The sequence below is a fragment of the Alkalihalophilus marmarensis DSM 21297 genome, assembly GCF_000474275.2.
Classification (GTDB): Bacteria; Bacillota; Bacilli; order Bacillales; family Bacillaceae_D; genus Alkalihalophilus; species Alkalihalophilus marmarensis.
Genome location: NZ_ATAE01000042.1, coordinates 108,392 through 134,958, shown reverse-complemented (window position 1 = coordinate 134,958; position 26,567 = coordinate 108,392). Strand labels below are relative to the sequence as shown.

The window sequence follows — 26,567 nt, the reverse complement described above, 5'->3', positions numbered from 1 at the left end:
TTAAAGTCTACGTGCATTATAGCGTACCCGAATCAATGAGGAAAGGGAAGAAACGCTTGAATCTAAACGCTTAAATCGACATGGTTCGAGGATCTTGTCGGATAATATTTTGTAAGATGTTAGCTCTTTTGCAGGAATTAAGGCACAGGCAGCCGAACTTATTGTAAGATAAGAGAAACGAGAGACTCATTTTGGGTAGAATGAGTCCTTTTATTGTGGCGGTCCGGACGTGTGGATATAAACAATTAAGGAGGCAGGGTATGCATAAAGTATTAGTTGTAGATGATCAGTATGGCATTCGTGTGTTATTAAGTGAGATCCTTCAAAAGGATGGGTATCAATTGTACCAAGCGGCAAATGGGGTGCAAGCACTAAAAGTAGTAGAAGAAGAGTCACCTGATCTAGTGCTGCTTGATATGAAGATCCCTGGCATGGACGGGCTTGAGATTCTTCGCCGTATTAAAGAAAAGCATGAGGAAGTACAAGTGATCATGATGACAGCATATGGTGAGCTGAATTTAATTAATGAAGCGATGCAGCTTGGAGCGATTACTCATTTTGCCAAACCATTCGATATTGATGATGTGAGAAAAGTGATTAAAGACCACTTAGTTACCTCATAAAAGAGTTCTATATAAAAGGAAGCGTTTACTTATAAAAACTTGTCGATTCTCCTTTGCAAAAGGGTGTAATTCCTGGTGAGTATGCTATAATGAACACGTTCAAACTAAACGAGCGGAAAAACAAGATCTCATCTACATACCCGATTGGGTGCATGCTCAATTGGATAGTAATTGTTGTATTCGGGAATCTTGATAATGGATATGGTGTAGTATGCTCGCTTAGACGGACACAGATATCTATGAATGCTCACACATAAAGGAGGATGTACGATGCCTTTAGTTTCAATGAAAGACATGCTTAATAAAGCAAAGGCGGAAGGCTACGCTGTTGGCCAATTTAACTTAAACAACCTTGAGTTCACTCAAGCAATCCTGCAAGCTGCACAAGAAGAGAACTCTCCAGTAATCTGTGGTGTATCAGAAGGTGCTGCACGTTACATGGGCGGCTTCAAGACTGTAGTGAAAATGGTTGAATCACTTATGGAAGAGTACAATGTGACAGTTCCTGTAGCGATTCACTTAGATCATGGTTCAAGCTTTGAAAAATGTGTTGAGGCGATCCATGCAGGATTCACATCTGTAATGATTGATGGCTCTCACTATCCACTAGAAGAAAACATCGCGCTTACTAAGCGTGTAGTTGATGTTGCACATGCTCTTGGAGTTTCTGTTGAAGCTGAGCTTGGCCGCATTGGTGGACAAGAAGATGACCTAATCGTTGATGATGCTGAAGCAGCATATGCGATTCCATCTGAGTGTAAAGAGCTAGTTGAAGCAACAGGTGTTGACTGCTTTGCACCAGCACTAGGTTCAGTACACGGCCCTTATAAAGGTGAGCCAAACCTTGGTTTCGATCACATGAAAGAAATCGATGGTTTAGTTGGTATTCCGCTTGTACTTCACGGCGGAACAGGTATCCCAACAAAAGATGTTCAAAAAGCAATTGAATTTGGACATGCTAAAATCAATGTAAATACAGAAAGCCAAATTGCTTCTGCTAAAGCTATTCGTGAAACACTAGCTGCTAAGCCAAACGAGTACGATCCACGTAAATTCTTAGGACCAGCTCGTGAAGCAATTAAAGAAACAGTACAAGGCAAAATGCGTGAGTTTGGTTCTTCAAACAAAGCATAATAAATAGGTTAGTCGTTAAAAGCAGTTCACTTGAGCTGCTTTTAACGTCATTTTAAAGACTAATTTCGTCAAAACCTGCCAAATTTTTATTCAACTAATAACGGTTTTATTACTCTATATTATCACTCGATATTTTTTTACTATAATCAGTAAGCGATTACAAGTCAGATAAGTAATTCTAATAGCGTTTACATAGAGCGCATATACTTTTTCCTTGAGGTGATGAGCATGAAATTTTTTATTGATACTGCAAACATAGATGATATTCGTGAAGCAAAAGAGCTTGGTATTTTAGCAGGTGTGACAACAAACCCGTCACTTGTTGCTAAAGAGGGAGTAGACTTTCACGACCGTCTTCGCGAAATTACTGAGATCGTATCAGATTCAGTAAGTGCAGAAGTTATAGCACTTGATGCAGAAGGAATGATTAAAGAAGGGAAGGAACTTGCTGCTATCGCACCGAATATTACAGTGAAGGTTCCAATGACAACAGAAGGCCTTAAAGCAGTTCATGCTTTCTCTGAGCTTAATATTAAAACGAATGTCACTCTTGTTTTCTCTGCTGTTCAAGCATTGCTTGCGGCTAGAGCTGGTGCGACGTATGTATCGCCTTTCCTTGGAAGACTTGATGATATCGGACACGACGGATTAAACTTAATTTCTCAAATTGCTGATATATTTGATGTTCATAATATTCCTACAGAAATTATTGCAGCATCTGTACGCCATCCGGTCCATGTAACAGAAGCGGCAGCGCGCGGTGCGCATATTGCAACAATTCCATTTAACGTGATTAAGCAGCTGACAAAGCATCCGTTAACAGATCAAGGAATTGAAAAGTTTTTAGCAGATTGGAATAATCGCTAATTCACAACAGGCCTGCTTTTAGTGACATCAAACGGTATTAATCGTTAAAATGTGACAACTCACTTCGTTACTTTTTCCTATCTTTGGGTATAATGGATACAAACGTAACTATACGTCTATCTAGTAATCGTGAGTATGGTTGGAAGGGATGCGGTTATGGAAAAACTTATGATTGAAGGCGGTCATCCGCTTGAGGGTACCGTACAGATTAGTGGTGCAAAAAACAGTGCAGTCGCGTTAATCCCGGCGGCTATTTTAGCAGATACGCCGGTTACCATTGATAATTTGCCTGGCATTTCAGATGTCCAGCTTTTAGGGGATTTACTGCGTGAAATTGGCGGAGAGGTGGAGCTTTCGCTTGCGGACCAAGAGATTAAAATTGATCCGTCAAACATGATTGCCATGCCGCTTCCAAACGGCAAAGTGAAGAAGCTGCGTGCCTCTTATTATTTAATGGGAGCTATGCTTGGTAAATTTAACAAAGCCGTAATCGGATTGCCTGGAGGGTGCAACCTTGGGCCTCGTCCGATTGACCAGCATATTAAAGGGTTTGAAGCACTTGGTGCACGTGTAACCAATGAGCAGGGAGCCATTTATCTGAGGGCTGAAGAGCTTCGTGGTGCACGGATTTATTTAGATGTTGTCAGTGTCGGAGCAACAATTAATATTATGCTGGCAGCCGTACGGGCTAAAGGACAGACGATCATTGAAAATGCTGCCAAAGAGCCTGAAATCATTGATGTGGCTACGTTGTTAACGAGCATGGGCGCTAAGATTAAAGGTGCAGGAACGAATGTGATTCGTATTGATGGAGTCGATTCTCTAAAAGGATGCCGCCATTCAATTATTCCAGATCGAATTGAGGCAGGCACGTATATGATCCTCGCAGCAGCAATCGGACAAAAGGTGATCATTGACAATATTATTCCTTATCACGTCGATTCCCTTATCGCAAAATTACGCGAGATGGGTGTTTCGGTTGAAACGAATGATGATCAAGTATTGATCCATAACACAGGGGAGAAAAAAGGCGTTGATATAAAAACGCTTGTTTACCCAGGTTTTCCGACTGACCTGCAGCAGCCATTCACCACTCTTTTAACTCAAGCAAGCGGAACAAGTATTGTAACTGATACTATTTATAATGCCCGTTTTAAGCATATTGATGAGTTAAGAAGAATGGGAGCTAATGTAAAAGTAGAAGGACGCTCAGCCATTATTAATGGGAAAACGCCGCTTCAAGGCGCAAAAGTGCGGGCAAGTGATCTTCGCGCAGGCGCGGCTCTTGTTGTAGCGGGCCTCACAGCTGAAGGAGTAACAGAGCTCTCAGGTCTTGAACATGTAGACCGCGGCTATGAAAACCTCGAGAAAAAGCTGCTCGGCTTAGGAGCAAAGCTTTGGCGTGAAAAGTTAACGGAAGATGAGATGGATCAAGTAAAAAGCTAGACGGAAGATGCAATAAGGGAGAGGGTAGAGATGGAGAGAAGTTTATCAATGGAGCTAGTCCGCGTCACAGAAGCCGCGGCTCTTGCTTCAGGCCGCTGGATGGGTCTTGGCAATAAAGAAGAAGCGGATCGTGCCGCAACAGAAGCAATGCGAGATGTATTTGATACAATCCCAATGAAAGGAACAGTGGTCATTGGGGAAGGAGAGATGGATGAGGCTCCTATGCTCTATATCGGGGAGAAGCTTGGTAATGGCTATGGCCCGCGTGTGGATGTAGCAGTCGATCCGCTTGAAGGTACAAATATCGTTGCTTCAGGTCAATGGAATGCACTAGCTGTTCTTGCGGTTGCTGATCATGGAAACCTTCTGCATGCACCTGATATGTACATGGATAAAATTGCAGTCGGACCGGAATCTGTCGGCCAAATTGATATCGACGCTCCGATTATCGATAACTTAAAGGCTGTTGCTCGTGCGAAGAATAAAGATATTGAGGATCTCGTAGTAACGATTCTAAACCGTGAGCGTCACGCGAGAATCATTCATGAGATTCGCGAAGCAGGAGCGCGTATTAAACTGCTTCCGGATGGTGATGTTGCAGCTGCTGTTAATACAGCCTTTGATGACACAGGGGTAGACTTATTGCTTGGTTCAGGAGGAGCACCTGAAGGAGTTCTTGCTGCAGTAGGCTTAAAATGTCTTGGAGGCGAATTGCAAGGCCGTCTTCTCCCGCAAAATGAAGCAGAAGAAGAACGCTGCAGAAAGATGGGAATTGAAAACTTTAACAAAGTCCTATTGATGGATGACCTTGTTAAAGGGGACGATTGTATTTTTGCTGCAACAGGTGTAACTGATGGCGAGTTATTAAAAGGCGTTTATTATAAGGGAAGCCGTGCAACAACACAATCACTCGTTATGCGTGCAAAGTCAGGCACAGTCCGCTTTGTCGATGGGACACACAGTATGAAGAAGAAGCCAGGCCTTGTTATTAAATAAACATAGTGACGAAAGCTAGACACCTGTCTAGCTTTCATTCTTTATCTCTACGCTTCCTACCGACTATTTGTAAGGAAAATGTTCCTTGAATATATTTGATCTAATGGGGTACAATGATACAAGTATTTATATTGATGTAATTTATATTGATCAATAATTAATGTATTTTTATTAGTTCGAAAAAAAGTACGGATCTTTTACTTATACTACTACAACCTACTAAAAAGGATCTTACTTTTTATTATGATTAGAGTGTGGTGGAATAATGAGCAGTGTCAATATTGCAGATTTAGAAAAAATGAAGCTAAAAGAGCTTTATGAGTTAGCTAAGCAATACAAAGTCTCTTATTATAGTAAACTTACAAAACGTGAACTTATTTTTGCGATTTTAAAAGGTCAAGCTGAAAAAGATGGTTTGATGTTTATGGAAGGTGTCCTTGAGATCATTCAATCTGAAGGATTTGGATTTTTAAGACCAATTAATTACATGCCAAGTTCTGAAGATATTTATATCTCAGCCTCTCAAATTCGCAGGTTCGACTTGCGTAACGGAGACAAGGTATCCGGTAAAGTAAGACCTCCAAAGGAAAACGAACGTTACCACGGACTTCTGCATGTAGAAGCAGTAAACGGTGATGCACCTGAAACATCGAAGGAACGTCCTCATTTCCCTGCCTTAACACCTTTATACCCTGAACAAAAAATTGAACTTGAGACAGCTCCAGGCCGAGTATCTTCTCGTATCATTAATATGATTTCTCCTGTAGGTTTCGGGCAGCGTGGATTGATTGTTGCACCTCCTAAAGCTGGTAAAACATCTCTTATGAAAGAAGTAGCCAACAGTATTGCAGAAAACCACCCTGATGTGGAATTGATCGTACTGTTAATTGATGAACGCCCCGAGGAAGTAACCGATATTGAGCGTTCGGTAAAAGGCGAAGTCGTTAGTTCAACATTTGATGAGGTTCCGGAAAATCATATTAAAGTTGCTGAGCTTGTGCTTGAGCGCGCGATGCGCTTGGTTGAGCATCGTAAAGATGTTGTCATTTTAATGGATAGTATTACTCGTCTTGCACGTGCCTATAACTTAGTCATTCCGCCAAGCGGACGTACACTATCCGGTGGTATTGACCCGGCTGCGTTCCATCGTCCTAAACGTTTCTTCGGTGCTGCGCGTAATATTGAAGAAGGCGGAAGCTTAACAATCCTTGCTACAGCTCTTGTAGAAACAGGATCGCGCATGGATGATGTCATTTATGAAGAGTTTAAAGGAACAGGAAATATGGAGCTTCATCTTGATCGTAAATTGGCTGAGCGCCGTATCTTCCCATCAATCGATATCCGCCGTTCGGGTACAAGAAAAGAAGAGCTTCTTATGCCAAAAGATCAGTTAGACAAGCTATGGGCGATCCGTAAGACAATGAATGATTCGCATGATTTTGTCGATCAATTCATTAAGCGGGTGAAAGATACCAAGACGAATGCAGACTTTTTCAGCGAAATGGAAAAAGATATGTCAGGTGCGAGCCGAAGAAAATAATGTAAATAGATGATGCAGAAAACTGCTATGATGCGGTTTTATGAAGAATCGTGGGTAACAACGTATAAAATCATCGAAAATACAGTTGCAAAACAAGGCTTGGCTTGATATAATTTCGTCATGTGTGATTAGATAACTCTGTTTCGAAGAGATTCAGGGCGGAAGGAGATGAAATCAATGAAACAAGGTATTCACCCAGGATATCAAAAAGTGGTTTTCATGGATACAAGTACTGGTTTTAAGTTTCTAAGCGGTTCTACTAAAGGTTCTGCTGAAACAATTGAGTGGGAAGATGGTAACACATACCCGCTTCTAAAAGTTGAGATCAGTTCAGATTCGCACCCATTCTACACTGGTAAGCAGAAGCTTAACGATGTTGGTGGACGTGTTGATCGTTTCAAGAAGAAATACAACATGAAGTAAACTGGATATGCGAACAGGCAAGCGCACTGCACTTGCCTGTTTTTTTTGCACCTGGTGGGGGGTAAAGCGGAATTTGCGCGGACTGCATGGGCGTAATTATGAGCGGAATAGACGCATAACAATTGCGAAGCGACGCAATAATAGCTTGAACCGGCGTAATCAGCGCTTCAACAATGCAATTAATACCTAAATATGCGCAATTCATTCAAATCAGCATATCCTATAAAGTAAAATGAGAATCCATTACATGTCAAAATGAATGTTTAAATAAATTGAGATGCTATGCTTAAGGGATCAATCGATCTTTAGACAAGCAGGTTAAAGATTATTTGTTGTAAGGTGGGGGAAAACTATGCGTGTGACGGGGCATGAAGGCCGTTTAGAAGTAATCTGTGGAAGTATGTTCTCAGGAAAATCAGAAGAGCTTATTCGCCGGGTAAGAAGAGTAAGCTTTGGGAAGCTGAAAGTACAAGTGTTTAAACCAGCGATTGATAACCGCTACAGTGAGGAAGAAGTGGTTTCCCATAATGGAACAAAGGTGTGTGCGATGCCAGTGCGCATGTCCGTTGATATTCTTGAGCACGTACTGCCGGAGACACAGGTAGTAGCAGTAGATGAAGTGCAGTTTTTTGATGAAGGAATCGTGGCAGTCGCAGATGAGCTGGCAAACCGCGGCATCCGCGTAATTTGCGCAGGTCTTGATCAAGATTTTAGAGGAGAGCCGTTTGGGCCGATTATGCCGTTGATGGCATTAGCAGAGGAAGTTACTAAGCTTCAAGCGGTCTGCCCGGTTTGCGGAACGCCTGCAAGCAGAACACAGCGTTTAATTGATGGCAATCCTGCTTCCTACACCGATCCAATTATCTTAGTCGGGGCATCAGAAGCATACGAGCCGCGCTGCCGTACATGTCATGAAGTGCCGAATAAGCCTTCACGCTTACCTGACCCCGCTGTGAAACATGGTCAAATCTAACAACGAGTAACTTAAGATATGTGGGCAACCTATAAATGCAGCGATTCGCTGCAGGAGGTGCTCATCATGAAGAGGAAGTGGTTAGCGGGAGTTTTGGCCGGAATGTTTTTGGTAACAGGGTGCAACAACCCTGAAGAGCCAGAAGTTCAAGCACAAAGCAACAATCAGCACCCGAGCGCGGAGCGAGTAACATACGGTCTCTTGGGTCCTGGTCCGATTAACTATGGTTCGATTCGAAGATCCCAAACATTTGATCAAATGGGAGAGTTAAATACAACAGGGAGCAGCTACCGGTCCGCCCATAATTATCATGAGGACTTGGGAGATCACCAATCATTAATGCGCCGTGTTGTAGCAAACGAATCGCCGTTTAATCCTGGATCTGTTATGATCGCTGGTCATCATGCTTGGGTGACGGTTCACGTCCCTAAAGGATTGAACGACAGTGAAAAGCAGTCAGAGCTTGATAAATTAAAGCGTACGTTTTTACTTGAAGTACCTAGATATCAAGTGCATATAAACGAAAGTTAATGGAAACCGCCCGCGGCTTACGAGCTGCGAGCGGTTTTTCTGTCTAAAGCTTGAATTGTTTAATGGATTCCTGAAGGGATTCTGCCATATCTGACAGCACGTTGGAAGCTGCACTGATCTCTTGCATCGTAGCATTTTGTTCTTCGGCAGAGGCCGCTACATTTTGTGAGTAATCAGAAGAACTCGCTGCAATATGCGAAGCTGCTTCAATCGCATGAGCCATTTCTTCGGTTGCTGTTTTAATGTCTTCAATGGCATTTGTAACGTCTGAAAATTGGGATGTTACCTCATTAATGGATGCGGTAATATCGCTAAACTCTGTGCCGGCTTGATCGACAAGAGCATTCCCGTCTTTTACGGCAGCTTTCCCCGCTTCCATAGAAATGACCGATTGTGAAATATCTTTTTGGATATCTAATATTAGGTGGTTAATTTGGCTCGCAGACTGGCTTGACTGCTCGGCAAGCTTTCGCACCTCATCAGCCACAACAGCAAATCCCCTGCCGTGCTCACCTGCGCGAGCAGCTTCAATCGCTGCATTTAGAGCAAGCAGATTTGTTTGTTCTGACACGGCTGTAATCATCGAAACGATCGTCTCGATTTCATTTGATTTGCTTCCGAGCCTGTGTACGACACCTTGAATTTCATCGGTTTTGTCGTCAATGACCTTCATTTGATTAATTGTCTGCAAAATAACCTGTCCACCTGATTCTGACTTGGCCCTCGTCACAGAAGCGGACGCGTTTACTGCTTGCACACTGCTCGAGATATGATTCATGTTATCTAAAATGGCTGAGGTAGAATGTCTAGCTTGTTTCGCAGCTGCAGCTTGTTCGTCTCCTGCAGAAGCGACCTCCTGAATGGAATCGGTAATTTGTTCTGAAGCCCGGCTTGTCTCTTCGGCGCTGGCTGTTAATTGTTCAGATGTTGCAGCCACTTGAGTAGAAGCATCAGAAATTTGACTGATCATCTCACGTAAACGGTTCGTCATCACGTGAACGTTTTTAGATAAAGAACCTATTTCATCTTTATACCCTTGATCTTGGTCATACCTTTCTAGATGGCCATCTGCTAACTTCTGCACCTGCTGATCCACACGGATAATTCGTTCTGAGAATAGCTTTGAGAAAAAGTAGATAATGAGTCCTCCAATGAGCAAGGAGACGCTTAGTACAATTAAAATATTACGTAAAATAGAATTGGCTTCTGCGTTAAAGTCACTCATATATGAACCGCCTGAAATAATCCACCCCCAATTTGGATCATAAAGATTGTACATAATTTTCGGCGCAACTGTATTAAGGTCGTTAGGCATTGCCCATTGATAACGAGTAAAGCCTCCGCCAGCTTGAGCGACTTCTATCGCCTCTTGAGCAAAATACTGCCCTTCCACATCCTGAACATTATATAAATTTTCACCTTCTATATTAGGGTGAGCAACCAATGTTCCGGCTTCGTCATACACGATAATATAGCCGTTCTCGCCAAGGTCAATATTCGAATTGACAGGCCTTGTACCATCAGCTTGTCTCTCGCCAAGAATCGCGGTCTTCACCCGTTCCTGCGCTTCTTCTAACGTTAGAGCGCCGCTTTCAACCTCGGTTTGCATGATATTAATAAGCTCGGCAGTCATGTAGACACTGTTTTGAATATTAGTTGCTCCGACCTCATCTAAGCTGTTTTTTGAAGTGAAGTAGCTAGTGAGGCCGATAATTAAGCTTGGAACTAGGAGCAGCAGTAAGGTAATGATGACGAGCTTTTGCCGAATATTCATATCTCTAACCCATTTAACCACAATAAAATCCCCCTTATGTAAACCTTTACAGGACTAATTATATAGTATATCGGCACTATTTTCAGAAAAATTAAACAGATAGACGCAAAAAAAAGAGCCCCTATTTAGGACTCTTACCCTCTGCGTCTTGAAGCCTGCTGAACGGGATCCCATACACCGTTATAAGGCGGTGCATAAGCCAGGTCAAGATTTTCGAGGTCTTCCATCGTCATCTTGTGGTAAAGGGCAGTAGCAAGCACATCAATCCGTTTGTCCACACCTTCTTTGCCGATGATTTGAGCACCTAGTAGCTGCTCGGTATGACGCTGGTACATTAAACGGATGGTCAGTATTTCTGAGCCGGGATAGTATGTAGCGTGGTGTGGTATTTCTGCATCCACAATCTCGGTTGGGATACGTAGCTCTTCTGCTTCCTTCAGGGAGAGGCCTGTCCGTCCAAGCGTCAGCGAGAAGAATTTCATAATCGAGGTACCGACGATTCCTTTAAATGTTCTTGAATCTCCTGCCATATTCAAGCCGGCTATCCGTCCTTGCTTATTTGCGTGAGTACCAAGCGGGATAAAGTCATCATGCTCTTTAATGCGGTGGTATTGAGTGGCACAGTCGCCAGCCGCATACACATCAGGGATATTTGTTTCCATATAGCCATTTACTTGAATAGCGCCATTTTCATGCAAATGCACGCCGCAATCCTCTAAAAAGTGAGTGTTAGGCTTCACACCGATTGCAACAATAACCATATCTACCTTGAACGATTGCTTATCAGTTACAATTTCCTCGACGCGGCTGTCTCCTTTAAATCCTTTCACTTCCTCATTAAACAGGAGCTTTACGCCGTGTTTTTCTGCTTCCTCATGGATTAAGTTCGCCATCTCTTGATCAAAAATTTTAGCAAGCTGCGGCCCGCGCTCAATCATCGTTACTTTCTTTCCTTGCTCAACAAAGTTCTCAGCCATTTCAAGGCCGATATAACCGCCGCCAATGACAGCAATATGATGTATATCATTGTGCATATCTTTTATGACGGCTTCTGTATCTGGAATCGTTTTAATCGTATGGATACCGTCAAGGTCAGCCCCGTCCCAATCAGGAACGATCGGACTTGCTCCGGTGGCGATTAATAATTTGTCATACGGCACGCTGAAATCTTTACCTGAAACGAGCTTCTTTTCTGTATCGACATGGGTTACCTCGTGATTAACACGTGCGTCGATCCCGTATTTTGAGCGAAACGTCTCAACATCTCGAGCCACTAAATCATCAAGGCCGCCCTTTACTAAACCCCCTACCGCATATGGAAGGCCACACTGAGCGTAGGAATAATGCTCGCCCATCTCAAGTGTTGTAACGTCTGCATCCTTATTGCGTCTCACAATCTGCATCGCTGCACTCATGCCGGCAGCATCTCCGCCAATAATTACATATTTCATGGTCATCACCTCATACTAGTAATATTCCCAGAAGATGCTCGCATAAAACTGTTTTAGGGTTGATTGACCCTTTTGTATCGATATACTATAATTAGAATGTTATGCACTGGAAATTTTAATGAGGTGAAAGCCGTGTTAGATCGTTTACAATCAGTAGAAGACCGTTACAATCGGTTAAATGAATTATTAAGTGACCCGGATATAATTAGTGACTCAAAGAAATTACGTGAGTTTTCAAAAGAACAATCAGACATCGAAGAAACAGTTCAAGCATACCGCGAGTATAAAGAGGTTGTATCGCAGTATAAAGATGCAAAAGCGATGCTTGAAGATAAGCTGGATGATGAAATGTATGCCATGGTAAAAGAAGAAATGGATGAGCTTTCAACTCGCAAAGAAGAGCTTGAGGCACGCCTTAAAATTCTTCTTCTTCCAAAGGACCCTAACGATGACAAGAACGTTATCGTAGAGATTCGCGGAGCTGCAGGCGGAGATGAGGCGCAGTTATTTGCTGGCGACCTTTATAAAATGTATTCAAGATTCGCCGAAGCACAAGGATGGAAGACAGAAGTGATTGAAGCCACATCCACAGAGCTTGGTGGATACAAAGAGATCATTTTCAGTGTGAACGGGGCAGGAGCTTATTCTAAATTAAAGTATGAAAACGGAGCGCACCGCGTACAGCGTGTTCCTCAAACAGAGTCTGGCGGCCGTATCCATACATCTACAGCAACAGTTGCCGTACTTCCTGAAGCGGAAGAAGTAGAAGTAGAAATCCACGAAAAAGACATTCGTGTAGATACGTTTACTTCAAGCGGACCAGGCGGACAAAGTGTAAATACAACGATGTCAGCCGTTCGTTTAACTCACTTGCCAACAGGTACGGTTGTATCTTGTCAAGACGAGAAATCTCAAATTAAAAATAAAGAAAAAGCGATGAAGGTACTTCGTGCGCGTGTCTATGATAAAGTGCAACGCGAAGTGCAGGCAGAGTACGATCAAAACCGTAAGCTCGCTGTTGGTACTGGTGACCGTTCTGAGCGTATTCGTACGTACAACTTCCCGCAAAGCCGTGTAACAGATCACCGCATCGGTTTAACGATTCAAAAGCTTGAGCAGATCTTGCAAGGTAAGCTTGATGAAGTCATTGATGCCTTGATTGTAGAAGAGCAAGCAGAAGCGATGCAAAATGCTGAAGAGTAATCAAACACCTAAGACCTTACACGAAGCCCTCCGTTGGGCTTCTTCTTTTTTAGAAGAGGCAGGCGGTGAGGCAACGGCTGCTGAGTGGCTCTTATTGCATCATCTGAATATCAACCGGACAAAGATGTTTATGATGTTTCAGGATCCGATTGATTCAGGCGTGTGGGAGGCGTTTAAAAAAGACGTTCTCACTCATTCAAACGGGGTTCCTGTCCAGCATTTGATGGGCTATCAAGAATTTTACGGCAGGCGTTTTCAAGTAAATGGAGATGTGTTAATTCCTCGCCCTGAAACAGAAGAGCTGATCGAGCATGTGATTCATTTGAAACAAAGCTTGTGGGGAGATGCGTCTGTTGATGTACTCGATGTAGGGGCAGGAAGCGGCGCAATCGGCGTTACGCTTACGCTTGAGTGCGCGGAGATGAGGGTCGAAGCTGTTGATATATCAAAAGAGGCATTAGAAGTAGCGAGATTAAATGCCGAAACGTTGGATGCTAAAATGTCCTTCTTTGAAAGTGACCTCCTTTCTACTCCTATCCAAATGGAAAAAAGATTCGACATTATTGTCTCAAATCCACCGTACATTCCACTAGGTGAGCACGATGAATTAGCGGTTCATGTACGTGAACACGAGCCTCATCTTGCTTTATTTGGCGGGGAAGACGGGTATGATCTGTATCGCCGTTTAACGACGGAGCTGCCAAAAGTAATGAAAGAAAAAGGGCTCATCGCCTTTGAAGTCGGTGCAGGACAAGGCGAGACGGTCCAATTGATGCTTGAGACCGCGTTCCCGAATGCCGAAACCGAAGTGAAATTAGATATAAACGGGAAAGACCGCATGGTGTTTGCCTACGGGAAGATGTACTAAAATACTAGACTCATTTTGTCGAACACTTTCATGTTTAACAACGCACTGCCCTGATCATACTGATTGAAGAAAGGGCGGTGCAATCAAATGAATCCAAAAGGCATGAATCATAAAGTTATTATTTATCTATTATTCTCTTTATTCGTTTTACTAGTAAGCTATGAGTCTCAGCAAACAGCAGCGGTGGCTGTTCATCACGAAACAGTCAGTCAGGATGAAGCGATCCGTCTTCGCATTTTAGCAAACAGTGATGCGGTGAGCGATCAGATTTTAAAGCGTGAAATTAGAGATGAGGTCAATGCAGCCATTACTGAATGGGTGACGGGATTAATTGATCTTGAGGATGCTAAAACTGAGATCCGCAATCATCTTCCAGAAATTGAAGCAATTGTGGCCAGAGAGCTTGAAAAGCAAGGAATGAACCAGGAATTCACTGTAGCATTTGATGAAGTTCAGTTTCCAACTAAGTTATACGGCAATCTCGTTTATCCAGCAGGTATCTATGATGCGGTTTTGATCACATTAGGCGAGGGAATGGGTGAAAACTGGTGGTGCGTATTATTCCCGCCATTATGCTTTTTAGATATGGCAAACGGAGAAGCAGTTGAAACATCTGATGAGGGTAACGCAGCAGTTGAATCAGAGGAAGAAATTGAAGTGACATTCTTTGTCGTAGAAATCTTCTCAAACATTGTTGAAAGTCTTTTTGGAAAGGAACAGGCATAATTACTCGCGTTCCGCATAGATATCGAGTAAGAAGGTGCACGGGTGAGACAAGCTCAAACATCGTGCAGCTTGATTCGGGCGGAGGAGTGGATAGAATGAGTATCGTTGTCAGAAGAGCTGCAACAAAAGATATATTGCCGATCCAAAGATTAGTGGCGAGAGCGGGATTAAGTTCAGCAGGCATTGAACATGCTGTCGCTCAGTTTCTTGTCGTAGAAAATGAGGACGAGCAGATTATTGGGGCAGTGGGGATTGAGCAGTACGAACACGATGCACTAATGCGTTCACTTGTGCTAGATTCACCGATTTGGACGGGTGTTCTCACCTTGGAGTTTTTACAGGTGGCCCTAGCCTATGCTAAAGATCAAGATATTAGAACCGTTTATATGTGTGCAAAGTCTTCTTCGCCTCTTTTTTACCAGCTTGATTTTAAAGAGGTCAAAAAAGAGCGAATTCCAAAAGCGTTGAAACAATCCACGCATTATCAACAGACGGTGGATGAATCGGTGAGAGTATGGGCATGTGAATTGGATGATTAAATGAAAGCATTAACATGTGAATAACCACGCGAGAAATGGGTAAAAACAGACACTTATACACAGGTTGTCCACAGCAGTGGATAACTTGTTTTTTGATTTATATGAATACATTTGTCGAATCATGGCTAAAGGGTAACTGAAAATGATGGAAAACCCTTGGTGCAGCTGAGATATAGTCGATTATTGTCACCTCGTTTGACAATAGACGACAACCCTTGCAAAATAGAAGAGATAGGGGCGGTGTACAATGAGTTATAAACAGACAAAAATATTAGATGTGGATAAAATTAATGATGAAGATAAAAAGCGTGAATATATAAGCGATGCCGCGATGTGGATAAGTGAGGGAGAAGTTGTTGCGTTTCCCACAGAGACTGTGTATGGACTTGGAGCGAACGCACTTGATGAGAAAGCGATTGCTAAAATCTTTGAAGCAAAAGGGCGGCCAAGTGATAATCCACTGATTGTCCACATTGCAAACAGGGACCAACTAAGTGAGCTGGTGACAGAAATTACACCTGCTGCTGAAAAACTTATGGAAGCATTCTGGCCAGGACCGCTGACAATTATCTTTAAAAAGAAAGGTCCAATAGCACCTAATGTAACAGCGGGTCTTGATACGGTAGCAATCCGCGTGCCGAGCCACCCGCTCGCATTAAAATTAATTGAAGCAGCGAATGTACCAGTTGCCGCACCAAGTGCGAATCTCTCTGGTAAACCAAGCCCAACGACCGCAGCTCATGTGTATCATGACTTACAAGGTAGAATTGCTGGTGTCGTTGACGGGGGAAGCACAGGGGTAGGACTTGAATCAACGGTTCTTGATTGCTCTGTGGACCCACCGATGCTCTATCGCCCCGGCGGTGTCACAATTGAGGAGCTGAAGGAAGTTGTCGGGGAAGTGGCCGTGGATCCATCACTGAAAAATACAGAAGATGCGCCCCGCTCTCCAGGAATGAAATACACCCACTACGCACCAAAAGGCAGCTTAACATTAGTTCATGATGTTTCCCGTATTCAGGCGCTGTTGGATGAGGCAAGTGAACAAGGGAAGAAAGTCGGTGTGCTCACTACAGAAGAGCGCGCTGCTGAATACGAGGCTGATACAGTGATTGCCTGCGGTGCGCGGAGGGATTTATCAACCGTTGCGGCAAAACTATATGATTCGCTCCGCCAATTTGATCAGGAGGACGTGGATGTCATCTATGCTGAAACGTTCCCAAATGAAGGAGTAGGGGCAGCGATTATGAACCGCCTCGAAAAAGCAGCCGGCGGAAGAGTGATTTGAATGGGATTTTAATGAATTATGGATGGAATGAAGCTTGATGGAGCCTTTATGCGGAGAGATTTCTCTGATGAAGGTTCTTTTCTGTAATGTGAGACGATTTTAGCGTCGTTATGATACTAGTTGAGGTTGCAGGAGTCATAATTCGAACATAGATGCTTATTATTTGAATAAGTTGATACATATTTCGAATAAGTTCTGCATTAATTCGAACAAAAACCCATTTTTTTCGAACAAACGCATACATTAAATGGTAAATCGAACGTTTTTCCGCATGCCAGAACAGTCTCCTCCGCCTTTCTCTGTCTAGCTCCGGAGTTCAGGCAATCGTCGGCTTCACTTTGCCAAACGAAGCAAAAAGCGCTTCTCATTGTCAAACCTCCATCCGACTCATACCTAACCGAACCCCTCCGCCTTTCTTGTCTAGCTGCGGCTCCTTGTCCTGCGGGAAAAAACGGTGAATCGAACGAAGTCAAAGAGCGACTTCTCATCGTTTCACCTAATTTTTCCGCATGCCAGAACAGTCGCCTCCGCCTTTCTATTGTCCTATTATCCTTTGGACTTGCATACATTTTAGTAGGATGTGTGGGGAGTGAAGTGTATGCATGAGGTGGTTACTTTAATTATTATGGCGGGGGCGCTTGGGATGGATGCTTTTTCTGTTGCGCTTGGGATGGGGATGCTTGGTCTTAGGCTGCGCCAGATCTTTAGAATTGGCGTGACGATTGGGGCGTTTCATGTCGTTATGCCGCTGATGGGCATCGTTACAGGGAAGGTGCTGTCTAATTATTTTGGAATGATCGCGACCTATATTGGCGGGGCGCTTTTGCTTATTATTGGGATTCAAATGATGATTGCGGCTTTGAAGTCGGATGACGATTCACTTGTCAAACCAATGGGCTGGGGGCTCTTTTTATTTGCGGTCAGTGTCAGCTTAGACAGCTTCTCAGCGGGACTCGGACTCGGGATGCTTGGTGCAAAAACGCTGCTTACTGTGGCTGTAATTGGAGCAACGAGCATGGTGCTTTCATGGGCAGGCCTTTTAATGGGGAGGAAATTTGGACAATATATTGGTTCGTACGGTGAATTAATCGGTGGATGTATATTAATAGGTTTTGGCATTAAATTAATTATTCCGATGTAGTTAGATGGATATTTGTGCTTAGGTCTAACGATTCATCCAATCGTCATGAGTAGTGATACAGTTTTCAAAAAAGCTGTGATAAGATGGAAGAAGATAGAGACAATAACAAATGATAAAAACTGAAACCACACGACAATACATGATGAGAGGAGGATGAATTATGGGAGTGAAACATGTCTTATTTGTCTGCACAGGAAATACATGCCGAAGCCCGCTTGCTGAAGCACTTTTAAGAGAACGGATGGGAGATAAGGTTGAAGTTAAATCTGCTGGTGTCCATGCTTTTCCTGGCAGCAAAGCTTCAGAGGGGACAAGTAGAGTTTTACTTGATAAAGGGATTGATCATGATCACACATCCCAGCCTGTGACTAATGACTTACTTGAGTGGGCAGACGTCGTTTTAACGATGACAGCCGGGCATAAGCAGCTCGTATGCAGTCAATTTTCGGGATACACAGAAAAGGTACATACGTTAAAAGAATATGTTGGGGTTGATGCTCTCACAGCCGATATTGCTGATCCCTTTGGTGGTTCGATTGAAGAATACGTGCGAACAGCCGATGATATTGAAGAGTGCTTAGATGAATTAGAGAAAAAATTGAAGTAACCATTGATCTATAGCAGTTCGATTTAACACGAGAGGTGGCGCATTGCGGTGGGGGAACGAAAAAAATATCGAGCGAGCATTCGTAAAAAGCTCGTTATAGGGATTAGCGGACTTGCGGTTGTTACATTTGGATTCAGTGCTATTTTTATTTTTATTTTAGGGGATTTCCTTGAAAGTTACATTGGATTAAATCGGGAATCAGTCATAGTTTTTACGCTGATTAAAGGTGTGTTTTGGAGCGGAGTGTTAGGGTTTGTTTGTGCGCCGCTTATTACAAAGCCTTTGCATGAGCTAGAAGAGGCCGCAAGACGTGCTGCAGCAGGTGACATCAAGCACGATGTGGCTGTTTCAAAATCAGATGACGAACTTCGTGCCTTAGGACTCGCTTACAATGAAATGCTCGACAGTCTGCGTCAAATGGTAAGAGACATTGATGAAAACTTCCATAAAACAAATGATGTTGTCAATGAAATGAATGCTTCATCTGAATTTGCGGCGACAAAAGCCGTTGATATCGGTAAAACGATGGATGAAATCGCTCAAGGTGCGGAAAGCTCTGCGTATGCAGTGCAGCACACTGCAGAGGCAATGGAAGAAGTATCAAAACTTGCCGCAAATGTAGAGGGAAGAGCGGTGGAGTCAACAGATTCCTCTAGGCAAATGGTACAAGCTTTAACGGACAGCCGGACGGCCATTGATGAACTTGTAAAAGGGATTCATCAGCTCGCTTCTGATAATAAAGAATCACGTGCAGCAGTCGGTCGCCTTGAAGATCAGGCAAGAGAGGTAGGCGAAATTATCAGCCTAGTCGGTGATATTGCGGCTCAAACAAATTTGCTTGCCCTCAATGCATCGATTGAAGCGGCGCGTGCAGGGGAGCATGGCCGAGGATTTGCGGTTGTAGCGGATGAAGTAAGAAAGCTTGCTGACCAAAGTGCTCAAGCCGTTCAAGGGATCTCAAGCTTGATTCACAAAATGCAAGAAGAAGTGCAGACTGTTGTCAATCAAATTGATGAGCAGGTAAATGCTGCGATTCATCAGGCAGAACGAGGAAGTCAAACGAATAAAACAATTGCCTTAATGGAAAAGTCGGTTCACGATGTAGCAACGGTCATTACAGATATTTCTAAAATGACGAAGCAGCAAATGGAATCAATCCAAGAGACCTCCCAGCAATCACAAGAGGTTGCAGCGATTGCAGAAGAAACATCAGCTGGGTCTACCGAGGTTACAGCAATGGCAGAGCAACAGGCTGAAACGATACAAGATATGTCAAAAACAGCGCAAATTTTATCAACTCACGCAAACCAATTGAAAGCAACGATCGAAAGGTTTACAATTTAGAAGATAAGATTGTCATAACGAAGAAACGGGAAAGCTCCAGTGCCTGCTCATATCAGAGTGGGTGCTTGAGCTTTTCTTAAAACCATTTAGGAGGTTGTACAGATGAAAGTAGCAATTGGTTCAGATCACGGTGGAGTAAATATTAAAGAAGAAATTAAACAACAGATGGAAGAAATGGGCATCGAGTTTGAGGATGTAGGATGCGAATGCGATACATCTGTCGACTATCCTGATTATGCGATTCCTGTTGCTGAGAAGGTAGCAAAAGGCGAAGTGGACCGCGGCATTTTAGTGTGTGGTACAGGAATTGGCATGTCGATTGCTGCTAATAAAGTAAAAGGCATCCGCTGCGCCCTTGTACATGATACATTCAGTGCAAAAGCTACTCGCGAACATAATAACAGCAACGTCCTAGCAATGGGTGAGCGCGTTATCGGAGCTGGACTTGCCCGGGAAATAGCGAAAATCTGGCTTGAAACAGAGTATGAAGGTGGACGTCACGAGCGCCGTGTAAGTAAGATTACTGAATACGAAGCATAAAAGGAGTGGCCCCGTTATGCCGGTTGTAAAAGAAGAAATAAATGCTCAGCTTACGCAAGTATTACATGACTTACAGGCAATGATGCCTCTTACTCATGATCACCTTCTTGTCATTGGGACAAGCACAAGTGAAGTGGCAGGTGAACATATTGGGTCAAACGGATCAAGGGAAATTGCTGCGGCGATTTATGATGCACTCAGCCGTTTTCAAGATGAGACTGGAGTGAAGCTTGCTTTTCAATGCTGCGAGCACTTAAACCGGGCACTGGTCATTGAGGGATCAATGGCACGTGAACGCGGATATGAGGCTGTTTCGGCGATTCCGATTCGAGCGGCCGGCGGGGCGATGGCAACGCATGCTTTTTCAAGAATGGACAATCCAGTCCTTGTTGAATCGATTAAAGCGGATGCTGGAATTGATATCGGTGATACGTTTATTGGCATGCATTTAAAAGAAGTGGCAGTACCGATTCGCAGTCAGATTAAAGAAATCGGTCATGCGCATGTAACAATTGCTAAAACTCGTCCGAAGCTGATCGGAGGAATCCGAGCAAATTATTCGCGTACCGAAGAACATGAATAATCAGACCTGTTTTTGATAAATAGTACGGATTTTAGTTAATTCTTATGTTAGAATGTAGTTGAATCTAATGTTTGATACCTAAAAACCGAATGTGTAGGAACTGAAAGGGGAATAAGGATGGAGACATTAAAGAAACAAGACGAAAAAGTATATGAGGCGATTAAGTTAGAATTAGGTCGTCAACGTGACAAAATTGAATTAATTGCATCTGAGAATTTTGTTAGTGAAGCTGTAATGGAAGCTCAAGGCTCAGTGCTAACAAACAAATATGCAGAAGGCTACCCAGGCCGCCGCTATTATGGTGGTTGTGAGTATGTTGATATTGTAGAAGATATCGCGCGTGATCGTGCAAAAGAGATCTTTGGTGCAGAATATGTAAACGTGCAGCCTCACTCAGGTGCACAAGCGAACATGGCTGTATACTTCACAATCTTAGAACAAGGCGATACAGTTCTTGGTATGAACCTTTCACACGGCGGCCACTTAACGCACGGAAGCCCTGTTAACTTCAGTGGAGTTCAATACAACTTTGTTGAGTACGGTGTTGATGAGGAAACTCAGCGTGTTGATTATGATGTGGTACGTGAACTAGCTAAAGAACATAAGCCGAAATTAATCGTTGCGGGTGCAAGTGCATACCCTCGTGAGCTTGATTTTGAGAAATTCCGCGAAATCGCTGATGAAGTAGGCGCTTATTTAATGGTGGATATGGCTCATATTGCAGGTCTTGTTGCAACAGGCTTACATCCAAACCCAGTTCCTCACGCTCATTTTGTAACAACAACAACACATAAAACATTACGTGGACCTCGCGGCGGAATGATTCTTTGTAAAGAAGAGTTCGGTAAAAAGATTGATAAATCAATCTTCCCTGGAATTCAAGGCGGCCCGCTTATGCACGTTATTTCTGCAAAAGCAGTAGCGTTTGGCGAAGCCCTATCTCCAGATTTCAAACAATACGGCGAGGCAGTTATTGCTAATGCAAAACGTCTAGGCGAAAAGCTTGTTTCAGAAGGTGTCAACCTTGTTTCAGGAGGAACGGATAATCACTTACTGCTTCTTGACTTGCGTTCATTAAACCTAACTGGAAAAGTGGCAGAAAAAGCACTAGATGAAGTAGGGATTACAACGAATAAAAATACCATTCCATTTGACCCTGAAAGCCCGTTTGTAACAAGCGGTATCCGTATCGGAACAGCTGCTGTAACATCACGCGGTCTTGATTTAGAGGCAATGGATGAAATTGGTGCATTAATTGCATTAACGCTTAAAAATGTTGAGAACGAAGACAAGCTTAACGAAGTTCGTGAGCGTGTGGCAGCTCTTACGGCTAAATTCCCGATGTACCCTGAGCTTAAAATGTAATAAACAAACATCAACCCTCTTCCGGCCCGGCCGGGGAGGGTTTTTATTTTATAAAAGCCTCTCATATCAGCACATTTTAGTGAAATTTAAAAAACAAATTGTACAAAATCAATGAAATCTATCGTACAGGGTTGAGATCGCTTCACTTTTTGGGTAGAATTTTCAAGGAGCTATTAAAGGATATTAATCGACATAAGGGAGCAGCGCTAACTTCCCTTTAGTTCGCATAAAAAAGGAGTCGAGGCTGATGAGTAAGGTGTTTGTATTTGATCACCCATTAATTCAACACAAATTAACGTATATTCGTGACAAGAATACAGGAACGAAGGAATTCCGTGAGCTTGTAGATGAAGTAGCGGCACTAATGGCATTCGAAATTACACGTGACTTACCTTTAAAAGATGTGGAAATTGAAACACCGGTTGGGCCAGCGAATTCAAAAACAATCGCAGGGAAAAAGTTAGGTCTTGTGCCTATTTTACGTGCAGGTCTTGGAATGGTTGATGGGATTCTTCAAATGATTCCAGCTGCAAAAGTAGGACATGTCGGTTTATACCGTGATCCTGAAACATTAAAGCCGGTAGAATACTACGTGAAGCTTCCAACTGATGTAAACGAGCGTGAATTCATCGTTATTGACCCAATGCTTGCGACAGGCGGTTCTGCAGTAGAAGCAATCAACAGCCTTAAAAAGCGCGGTGCGAAAACGATCAAGCTGATGTGTTTAGTTGCTGCCCCTGAAGGTGTTGAAGTGGTGAAAGATGAGCACCCTGATGTAGATATTTATCTTGCGGCCCTTGATGAAAAGTTAAACGAAAAAGGTTACATCGTCCCTGGTTTAGGTGACGCGGGTGACCGTCTATTTGGAACAAAATAAATAGATAATAAGTAAAGAACGAAATAAGTAACGTAGAAAAGAGGCTAAGCCGATGAGTTCAAAGTTGAAAGTCTTAACGGTGTTTGGGACAAGACCTGAAGCGATTAAAATGTCGCCTTTAGTGCTTGAGCTGAACAAGCATCAAGATACTATTCAATCGTTTGTAGCTGTAACAGGCCAGCATCGTGAAATGCTTGATCAAGTGCTTCAGTTATTTGATGTGAAGCCGGATTTTGACTTAAATATTATGAAGGAACGTCAAACGCTTGCTGATGTAACAACAAATGCGCTCCAAGGGTTAGATGGAGTCATTAAAGAAGTGGAGCCTGACATTGTGCTTGTACATGGTGACACCACTACAACGTTTGTAGCAAGTCTTGCAGCTTTTTACAATCAAGTAGCTATTGGTCATGTTGAAGCAGGTCTTCGTACGTTCAATAAGTACTCCCCGTTTCCGGAAGAAGCGAACCGTATGCTGACAGGCGTATTAACTGATCTGCACTTTGCCCCGACAGAGCAGGCACACAAACATTTGATTGATGAAAATAAGAAAGATGAATCGATCTTTATTACGGGAAATACAGCGATTGATGCCCTGAAGACTACGGTCAATGACAGCTATCAGCATGAGGTATTAGATAAAATTGGTGATGGCCGTCTAATCTTATTAACGGCGCATCGTCGTGAAAATCTAGGTGATCCAATGCGAAATATTTTCCGTGCAGTCCATCGCATTGCAGATGAGCATCCGGATGCCCATGTAGTTTATCCTGTGCATTTAAATCCAGCCGTGCGCGAGATTGCTGGTGATATTTTAGGTGATCATGACCGTATTCACTTGATTGAACCTCTTGGCGTGCTTGATTTCCATAACTTTGCTAATCGTGCTGAAATTATTTTAACGGATTCTGGCGGTGTGCAGGAAGAAGCGCCGTCGCTTGGAACGCCGGTTCTTGTCCTGCGTGATACGACAGAGCGTCCTGAAGGTATTGAGGCAGGTACACTGAAGTTAGCTGGAACAGATGAAGATGATGTGTATCGTCTTACAGATGAACTGCTTAGAAATAAAGAAGAATATGATCGCATGGCAAAAGCTTCGAACCCTTATGGGGACGGAGAAGCATCTGCCCGCATCGTTCAAGCCCTTCTTTATCATTTTACACAAACAAAAGAGCGTCCTGAGCCGTTCAAGCCGCTTTCAGCTGAATAATTGGATATCTCGAACAATCGACCTAACTACTATTGTAGTTAGGTCTTTTTTGTCTGCTTCATACATGATTTCTTCTTAACTACTCATACTACATATACGCAAAAAAGTTGGGAGGAGATTGATTTGCGTCAAATAGTCTGGCTATGCTGCTGTGTGCTGTTACTATCAGTGGTTTCACCGGCATATGCTACAAATGCAGTGTTTCCGGAACGACCGCAAATTACTGAAAGAAATCTTGAAGAGAATGAAAAAATGGTCGTCATAGTGACTGCAAAAGGTACGGTAAACGATGCAGTAGCGGAAGTGATGGCTGCTTTGCCTTCAAGTAAAGTGAGAAAGACATTTAATCGTTTATATAATGGATTTTCCCTCGAGCTAGAAAAGGGAGATCTTGATGTATTAAAAAATGTTCAATCTGTAGAACGTGTTGATCAAGTAGCACAATATGAAGCAAACCTCGACGGCAGTGTTCCCTTTATAGGAGGTGATCACGTCCGAGGAATGTTCAGCCGTGACGGGGAGCGTTTAACGGGTAAAGGTGTGAAAGTGGCTGTGATTGATACGGGCATTGATTATAGACATCCTGATCTCCAAGCGAATTATAAAGGCGGCTATGATGTCGTCGATTATGATCATGATCCGATGGAGACACAAAGCACTCAAGGGGTGCCGACCTTGCACGGAACGCATGTTGCGGGAATTATTGCAGCCAATGGTCAAGTAAAAGGAGTGGCACCTGAAGCAGATATTTATGCGTATCGAGCTCTCGGTCCAGGAGGGCAGGGGACAACCGAACAAGTGATTGAAGCGATTGAAAAAGCAGTTGCTGACGGAGTAGACGTGCTTAATTTATCACTTGGAAATACAGTGAATGGACCCGACTGGCCGACAAGTGTTGCGCTTGATAAAGCAGTAGAGGAGGGGGTCGTTGCTGTCACATCGAACGGAAACAGCGGACCTAAAATGTGGACGGTCGGCTCTCCTGGTACCTCGACAAAAGCAATATCCGTAGGTGCTTCAGCCCCGCCGATAAAAACACCTTACGCCACTGTATTCGGTGATGATACAGAACTAACCCTGTTTCCGATGGGTGGAACGATGCCGTGGGCGTTAAAGCGAGATTTTCCGCTTGTTAACGGAGGTCTTGGCACGGAAGAAGATTTAGATGAGCTTGAGGTAGAAGGGAGTGTTCTTTTGGTAAAACGCGGTTTGATCCCGTTTACTGAAAAGGCTCATAATGCCAAAAAAGCTGGAGCCAAGGCAATGATTATTTACAATAATCTGCCGGGGGCATTTGTCGGCGTGGTAGAAGGCGGTGTGAAGCTGCCTGTTGTCAGTGTCACAAAAGAGGACGGAGAATATTTGCTGGATAAACTAGAGGAAGCACACAAAGAGCTGACGATCCGCACGATCTACCGGGAAGAAGAAGATTTTATTGCCCCGTTTTCGTCGCGGGGACCGGTGACGCAAACGTGGGAAGTGAAGCCTGATTTAGTCGCTCCTGGCGTCTCGATCGACAGTACAGTTCCAAGAGGATATTTAGCGTTAAATGGAACGAGTATGTCAGCCCCGCATGTGGCAGGAGCTGCAGCCCTCGTAAAGCAGGCCCATCCTGACTGGTCGCCTGAGCAAATTAAAGCAGCACTGATGAACTCGGCTAAAAAGCTGACGTCACCAGAAGGGGAGAGGTACCTCCCGCATGAACAAGGGGCAGGCAGACTGCAGGTGGATGATGCAATTGAGTTAAAGACGCTTGTCTATCCGGGTGCTGTTACATTTGGAAAGTGGACAAAAGAAGATCCGCGTGAGAAGCGTGAAGTAACGTTTACGATTGAGAATCATGATGATCTGCCGCGCACCTATCACATCACACCGCCATTTGAAGCACCGGATGGACTTCAGTGGGATGTACCGTTTGCCACGACGCTTAAACCAGGTGAGAAGCGCGAGGTTAAACTCCAGCTAGATATGCTGCCTTCTGTTTTAGCTGAAGGTATCCATCATGGGGACATCCTCATTGAAGGCGGACGCGAGACGATTACTGTACCGTATGTTTTCTTTATTGAGGAGCCGAATTACCCGAGGCTCATGGCGTTTAACTTCGGGCAAGGTGATACGGCAGATACGTATCGGTATGAATTGTACTTACCTGGTGGAGCGGAAGAGTTTGGTATCGTCTTGTACGATCCAGACACCTTTGAATTTGTCACATTCCTCGACAGCAAAGAAGATATAGGCCGAGGGATGGTAGAAGGTACGTTAACAGATGTTGACTTAGAAGACGGCGTCTATAAAGCGCTGATTTACGCTGTGAACGACGGACAGGAAGATACAATTGAAGCATGGATTACCATTGGAGAAGAACTCCCTCCGAAGAGTCAAGGACTCGAGTAGGGGAGTGCAAAAGAGCGCGTGAATGCGCTCTTTTTTGTTGGTTTTGGGAGTAGGGGAGTGCTAAGCTGCCTACTCGAGCTGCGCCGTTGCAGCGCTTCCGCCCGGGTGAACCGGCGCAATTAAT

25 protein-coding genes are annotated in these 26,567 nt (G+C 43.6%); 23 read left to right on the top strand and 2 right to left on the bottom strand.

Going from position 1 to position 26,567, the window contains the following annotated elements; translation table 11 throughout:
- Positions 1-260 precede the first annotated feature (260 nt).
- The 9 genes from A33I_RS16145 to A33I_RS16105 all read left to right on the top strand — a co-directional run bounded on the left by A33I_RS16145 (position 261) and on the right by A33I_RS16105 (position 8,533).
- The gene (locus A33I_RS16145) at positions 261-623 is read left to right on the top strand and encodes a response regulator (protein ID WP_012960734.1); all 363 of its coding nucleotides are present in this window, start codon (positions 261-263) and stop codon (positions 621-623) included.
- A gap of 270 nt (positions 624-893) precedes the next feature.
- A complete protein-coding gene (locus A33I_RS16140) occupies positions 894-1,757 on the top strand; it encodes a class II fructose-bisphosphate aldolase (protein WP_022629388.1) in 864 nt (287 codons plus the stop codon).
- 228 nt (positions 1,758-1,985) lie between these two features.
- Positions 1,986-2,624, top strand: a complete 639-nt coding sequence (fsa, locus tag A33I_RS16135; protein ID WP_022629387.1) for a fructose-6-phosphate aldolase — start codon at positions 1,986-1,988, stop codon at positions 2,622-2,624.
- 156 nt (positions 2,625-2,780) lie between these two features.
- Positions 2,781-4,070, top strand: a complete 1,290-nt coding sequence (locus A33I_RS16130) for a UDP-N-acetylglucosamine 1-carboxyvinyltransferase (RefSeq protein WP_022629386.1) — start codon at positions 2,781-2,783, stop codon at positions 4,068-4,070.
- A 30-nt stretch (positions 4,071-4,100) separates the two neighbouring features.
- Positions 4,101-5,066, top strand: a complete 966-nt coding sequence (gene glpX / locus A33I_RS16125) for a class II fructose-bisphosphatase (RefSeq protein WP_012960730.1) — start codon at positions 4,101-4,103, stop codon at positions 5,064-5,066.
- 265 nt (positions 5,067-5,331) lie between these two features.
- Positions 5,332-6,606: a transcription termination factor Rho gene (gene rho / locus A33I_RS16120; protein WP_012960729.1), complete on the top strand. Its 1,275-nt coding sequence runs from the start codon at positions 5,332-5,334 to the stop codon at positions 6,604-6,606.
- A 177-nt stretch (positions 6,607-6,783) separates the two neighbouring features.
- Positions 6,784-7,029 (top strand): type B 50S ribosomal protein L31, encoded by a 246-nt coding sequence (locus A33I_RS16115; protein ID WP_022629385.1) that lies wholly within the window; start codon positions 6,784-6,786, stop codon positions 7,027-7,029.
- 352 nt (positions 7,030-7,381) lie between these two features.
- A complete protein-coding gene (locus A33I_RS16110) occupies positions 7,382-8,002 on the top strand; it encodes a thymidine kinase (RefSeq protein ID WP_022629384.1) in 621 nt (206 codons plus the stop codon).
- A gap of 66 nt (positions 8,003-8,068) precedes the next feature.
- A complete protein-coding gene (locus tag A33I_RS16105) occupies positions 8,069-8,533 on the top strand; it encodes a hypothetical protein (protein ID WP_012960726.1) in 465 nt (154 codons plus the stop codon).
- A 43-nt stretch (positions 8,534-8,576) separates the two neighbouring features.
- On the opposite strand, the gene A33I_RS16100 is transcribed toward A33I_RS16105, so the two are convergent.
- Together A33I_RS16100 and A33I_RS16095 are read right to left on the bottom strand one after the other, a co-directional pair.
- Positions 8,577-10,328: a methyl-accepting chemotaxis protein gene (locus tag A33I_RS16100; RefSeq protein ID WP_022629383.1), complete on the bottom strand. Its 1,752-nt coding sequence runs from the start codon at positions 10,326-10,328 to the stop codon at positions 8,577-8,579.
- 113 nt (positions 10,329-10,441) lie between these two features.
- Positions 10,442-11,758 (bottom strand): FAD-dependent oxidoreductase, encoded by a 1,317-nt coding sequence (locus A33I_RS16095; RefSeq protein ID WP_022629382.1) that lies wholly within the window; start codon positions 11,756-11,758, stop codon positions 10,442-10,444.
- 132 nt (positions 11,759-11,890) lie between these two features.
- Between A33I_RS16095 and prfA the strand changes: the two genes are divergently transcribed.
- From prfA to A33I_RS16020, 14 genes are all read left to right on the top strand, one after another.
- Positions 11,891-12,961 (top strand): peptide chain release factor 1, encoded by a 1,071-nt coding sequence (prfA, locus tag A33I_RS16090; RefSeq protein ID WP_022629381.1) that lies wholly within the window; start codon positions 11,891-11,893, stop codon positions 12,959-12,961.
- The gene (gene prmC / locus A33I_RS16085; RefSeq protein WP_022629380.1) at positions 12,948-13,829 is read left to right on the top strand and encodes a peptide chain release factor N(5)-glutamine methyltransferase; all 882 of its coding nucleotides are present in this window, start codon (positions 12,948-12,950) and stop codon (positions 13,827-13,829) included. The genes prfA and prmC overlap by 14 nt, the downstream gene beginning before the upstream one ends.
- Positions 13,830-13,931: 102 nt before the next feature.
- Positions 13,932-14,555 carry a stage II sporulation protein R gene (gene spoIIR, locus A33I_RS16080; RefSeq protein WP_041203602.1) on the top strand — a complete coding sequence of 208 codons (624 nt, stop codon included), beginning with the start codon at positions 13,932-13,934 and terminating at the stop codon, positions 14,553-14,555.
- Positions 14,556-14,650: 95 nt separating this feature from the next.
- Positions 14,651-15,094, top strand: a complete 444-nt coding sequence (locus tag A33I_RS16075; RefSeq protein ID WP_022629378.1) for a GNAT family N-acetyltransferase — start codon at positions 14,651-14,653, stop codon at positions 15,092-15,094.
- 247 nt (positions 15,095-15,341) lie between these two features.
- Positions 15,342-16,382: an L-threonylcarbamoyladenylate synthase gene (locus A33I_RS16070; protein ID WP_022629377.1), complete on the top strand. Its 1,041-nt coding sequence runs from the start codon at positions 15,342-15,344 to the stop codon at positions 16,380-16,382.
- A 598-nt stretch (positions 16,383-16,980) separates the two neighbouring features.
- Positions 16,981-17,523 (top strand): manganese efflux pump MntP, encoded by a 543-nt coding sequence (locus A33I_RS16060; RefSeq protein WP_022629375.1) that lies wholly within the window; start codon positions 16,981-16,983, stop codon positions 17,521-17,523.
- A 166-nt stretch (positions 17,524-17,689) separates the two neighbouring features.
- Positions 17,690-18,130 (top strand): low molecular weight protein arginine phosphatase, encoded by a 441-nt coding sequence (locus tag A33I_RS16055; RefSeq protein ID WP_031311760.1) that lies wholly within the window; start codon positions 17,690-17,692, stop codon positions 18,128-18,130.
- 48 nt (positions 18,131-18,178) lie between these two features.
- Complete coding sequence (locus tag A33I_RS16050) at positions 18,179-19,474, top strand: methyl-accepting chemotaxis protein (protein ID WP_022629373.1); 1,296 nt, start codon at positions 18,179-18,181, stop codon at positions 19,472-19,474.
- A gap of 102 nt (positions 19,475-19,576) precedes the next feature.
- Entirely contained in the window at positions 19,577-20,014 is a 438-nt protein-coding gene (gene rpiB / locus A33I_RS16045; protein ID WP_012960715.1) for a ribose 5-phosphate isomerase B, read from the top strand.
- A gap of 16 nt (positions 20,015-20,030) precedes the next feature.
- Complete coding sequence (locus A33I_RS16040) at positions 20,031-20,597, top strand: TIGR01440 family protein (protein WP_022629372.1); 567 nt, start codon at positions 20,031-20,033, stop codon at positions 20,595-20,597.
- A gap of 117 nt (positions 20,598-20,714) precedes the next feature.
- Positions 20,715-21,962, top strand: a complete 1,248-nt coding sequence (gene glyA, locus A33I_RS16035) for a serine hydroxymethyltransferase (RefSeq protein WP_012960713.1) — start codon at positions 20,715-20,717, stop codon at positions 21,960-21,962.
- A 247-nt stretch (positions 21,963-22,209) separates the two neighbouring features.
- Entirely contained in the window at positions 22,210-22,839 is a 630-nt protein-coding gene (gene upp / locus A33I_RS16030) for a uracil phosphoribosyltransferase (protein WP_012960712.1), read from the top strand.
- Between the two features lie 52 nt (positions 22,840-22,891).
- Complete coding sequence (gene wecB / locus A33I_RS16025; protein ID WP_022629371.1) at positions 22,892-24,049, top strand: non-hydrolyzing UDP-N-acetylglucosamine 2-epimerase; 1,158 nt, start codon at positions 22,892-22,894, stop codon at positions 24,047-24,049.
- 123 nt (positions 24,050-24,172) lie between these two features.
- Positions 24,173-26,443 carry a S8 family serine peptidase gene (locus A33I_RS16020; RefSeq protein ID WP_022629370.1) on the top strand — a complete coding sequence of 757 codons (2,271 nt, stop codon included), beginning with the start codon at positions 24,173-24,175 and terminating at the stop codon, positions 26,441-26,443.
- Positions 26,444-26,567: the final 124 nt, after the last annotated feature.

What these genes read in the sequence shown, in the direction of transcription:
- A33I_RS16070 (WP_022629377.1), top strand. Translation starts at nt 15,342, where the DNA reads ATGAGTTATAAACAGACAAAAATATTAGATGTGGATAAAATTAATGAT.
- A33I_RS16110 (WP_022629384.1), top strand. Translation starts at nt 7,382, where the DNA reads ATGCGTGTGACGGGGCATGAAGGCCGTTTAGAAGTAATCTGTGGAAGT.
- spoIIR (WP_041203602.1), top strand. Translation starts at nt 13,932, where the DNA reads ATGAATCATAAAGTTATTATTTATCTATTATTCTCTTTATTCGTTTTA.
- A33I_RS16060 (WP_022629375.1), top strand. Translation starts at nt 16,981, where the DNA reads ATGCATGAGGTGGTTACTTTAATTATTATGGCGGGGGCGCTTGGGATG.
- rho (WP_012960729.1), top strand. Translation starts at nt 5,332, where the DNA reads ATGAGCAGTGTCAATATTGCAGATTTAGAAAAAATGAAGCTAAAAGAG.
- prmC (WP_022629380.1), top strand. Translation starts at nt 12,948, where the DNA reads ATGCTGAAGAGTAATCAAACACCTAAGACCTTACACGAAGCCCTCCGT.
- A33I_RS16095 (WP_022629382.1), bottom strand. Translation starts at nt 11,758, where the DNA reads ATGAAATATGTAATTATTGGCGGAGATGCTGCCGGCATGAGTGCAGCG.
- glyA (WP_012960713.1), top strand. Translation starts at nt 20,715, where the DNA reads ATGGAGACATTAAAGAAACAAGACGAAAAAGTATATGAGGCGATTAAG.
- A33I_RS16145 (WP_012960734.1), top strand. Translation starts at nt 261, where the DNA reads ATGCATAAAGTATTAGTTGTAGATGATCAGTATGGCATTCGTGTGTTA.
- A33I_RS16105 (WP_012960726.1), top strand. Translation starts at nt 8,069, where the DNA reads ATGAAGAGGAAGTGGTTAGCGGGAGTTTTGGCCGGAATGTTTTTGGTA.
- glpX (WP_012960730.1), top strand. Translation starts at nt 4,101, where the DNA reads ATGGAGAGAAGTTTATCAATGGAGCTAGTCCGCGTCACAGAAGCCGCG.
- rpiB (WP_012960715.1), top strand. Translation starts at nt 19,577, where the DNA reads ATGAAAGTAGCAATTGGTTCAGATCACGGTGGAGTAAATATTAAAGAA.
- A33I_RS16130 (WP_022629386.1), top strand. Translation starts at nt 2,781, where the DNA reads ATGGAAAAACTTATGATTGAAGGCGGTCATCCGCTTGAGGGTACCGTA.
- upp (WP_012960712.1), top strand. Translation starts at nt 22,210, where the DNA reads ATGAGTAAGGTGTTTGTATTTGATCACCCATTAATTCAACACAAATTA.
- A33I_RS16040 (WP_022629372.1), top strand. Translation starts at nt 20,031, where the DNA reads ATGCCGGTTGTAAAAGAAGAAATAAATGCTCAGCTTACGCAAGTATTA.
- A33I_RS16075 (WP_022629378.1), top strand. Translation starts at nt 14,651, where the DNA reads ATGAGTATCGTTGTCAGAAGAGCTGCAACAAAAGATATATTGCCGATC.
- fsa (WP_022629387.1), top strand. Translation starts at nt 1,986, where the DNA reads ATGAAATTTTTTATTGATACTGCAAACATAGATGATATTCGTGAAGCA.
- A33I_RS16140 (WP_022629388.1), top strand. Translation starts at nt 894, where the DNA reads ATGCCTTTAGTTTCAATGAAAGACATGCTTAATAAAGCAAAGGCGGAA.
- wecB (WP_022629371.1), top strand. Translation starts at nt 22,892, where the DNA reads ATGAGTTCAAAGTTGAAAGTCTTAACGGTGTTTGGGACAAGACCTGAA.
- A33I_RS16115 (WP_022629385.1), top strand. Translation starts at nt 6,784, where the DNA reads ATGAAACAAGGTATTCACCCAGGATATCAAAAAGTGGTTTTCATGGAT.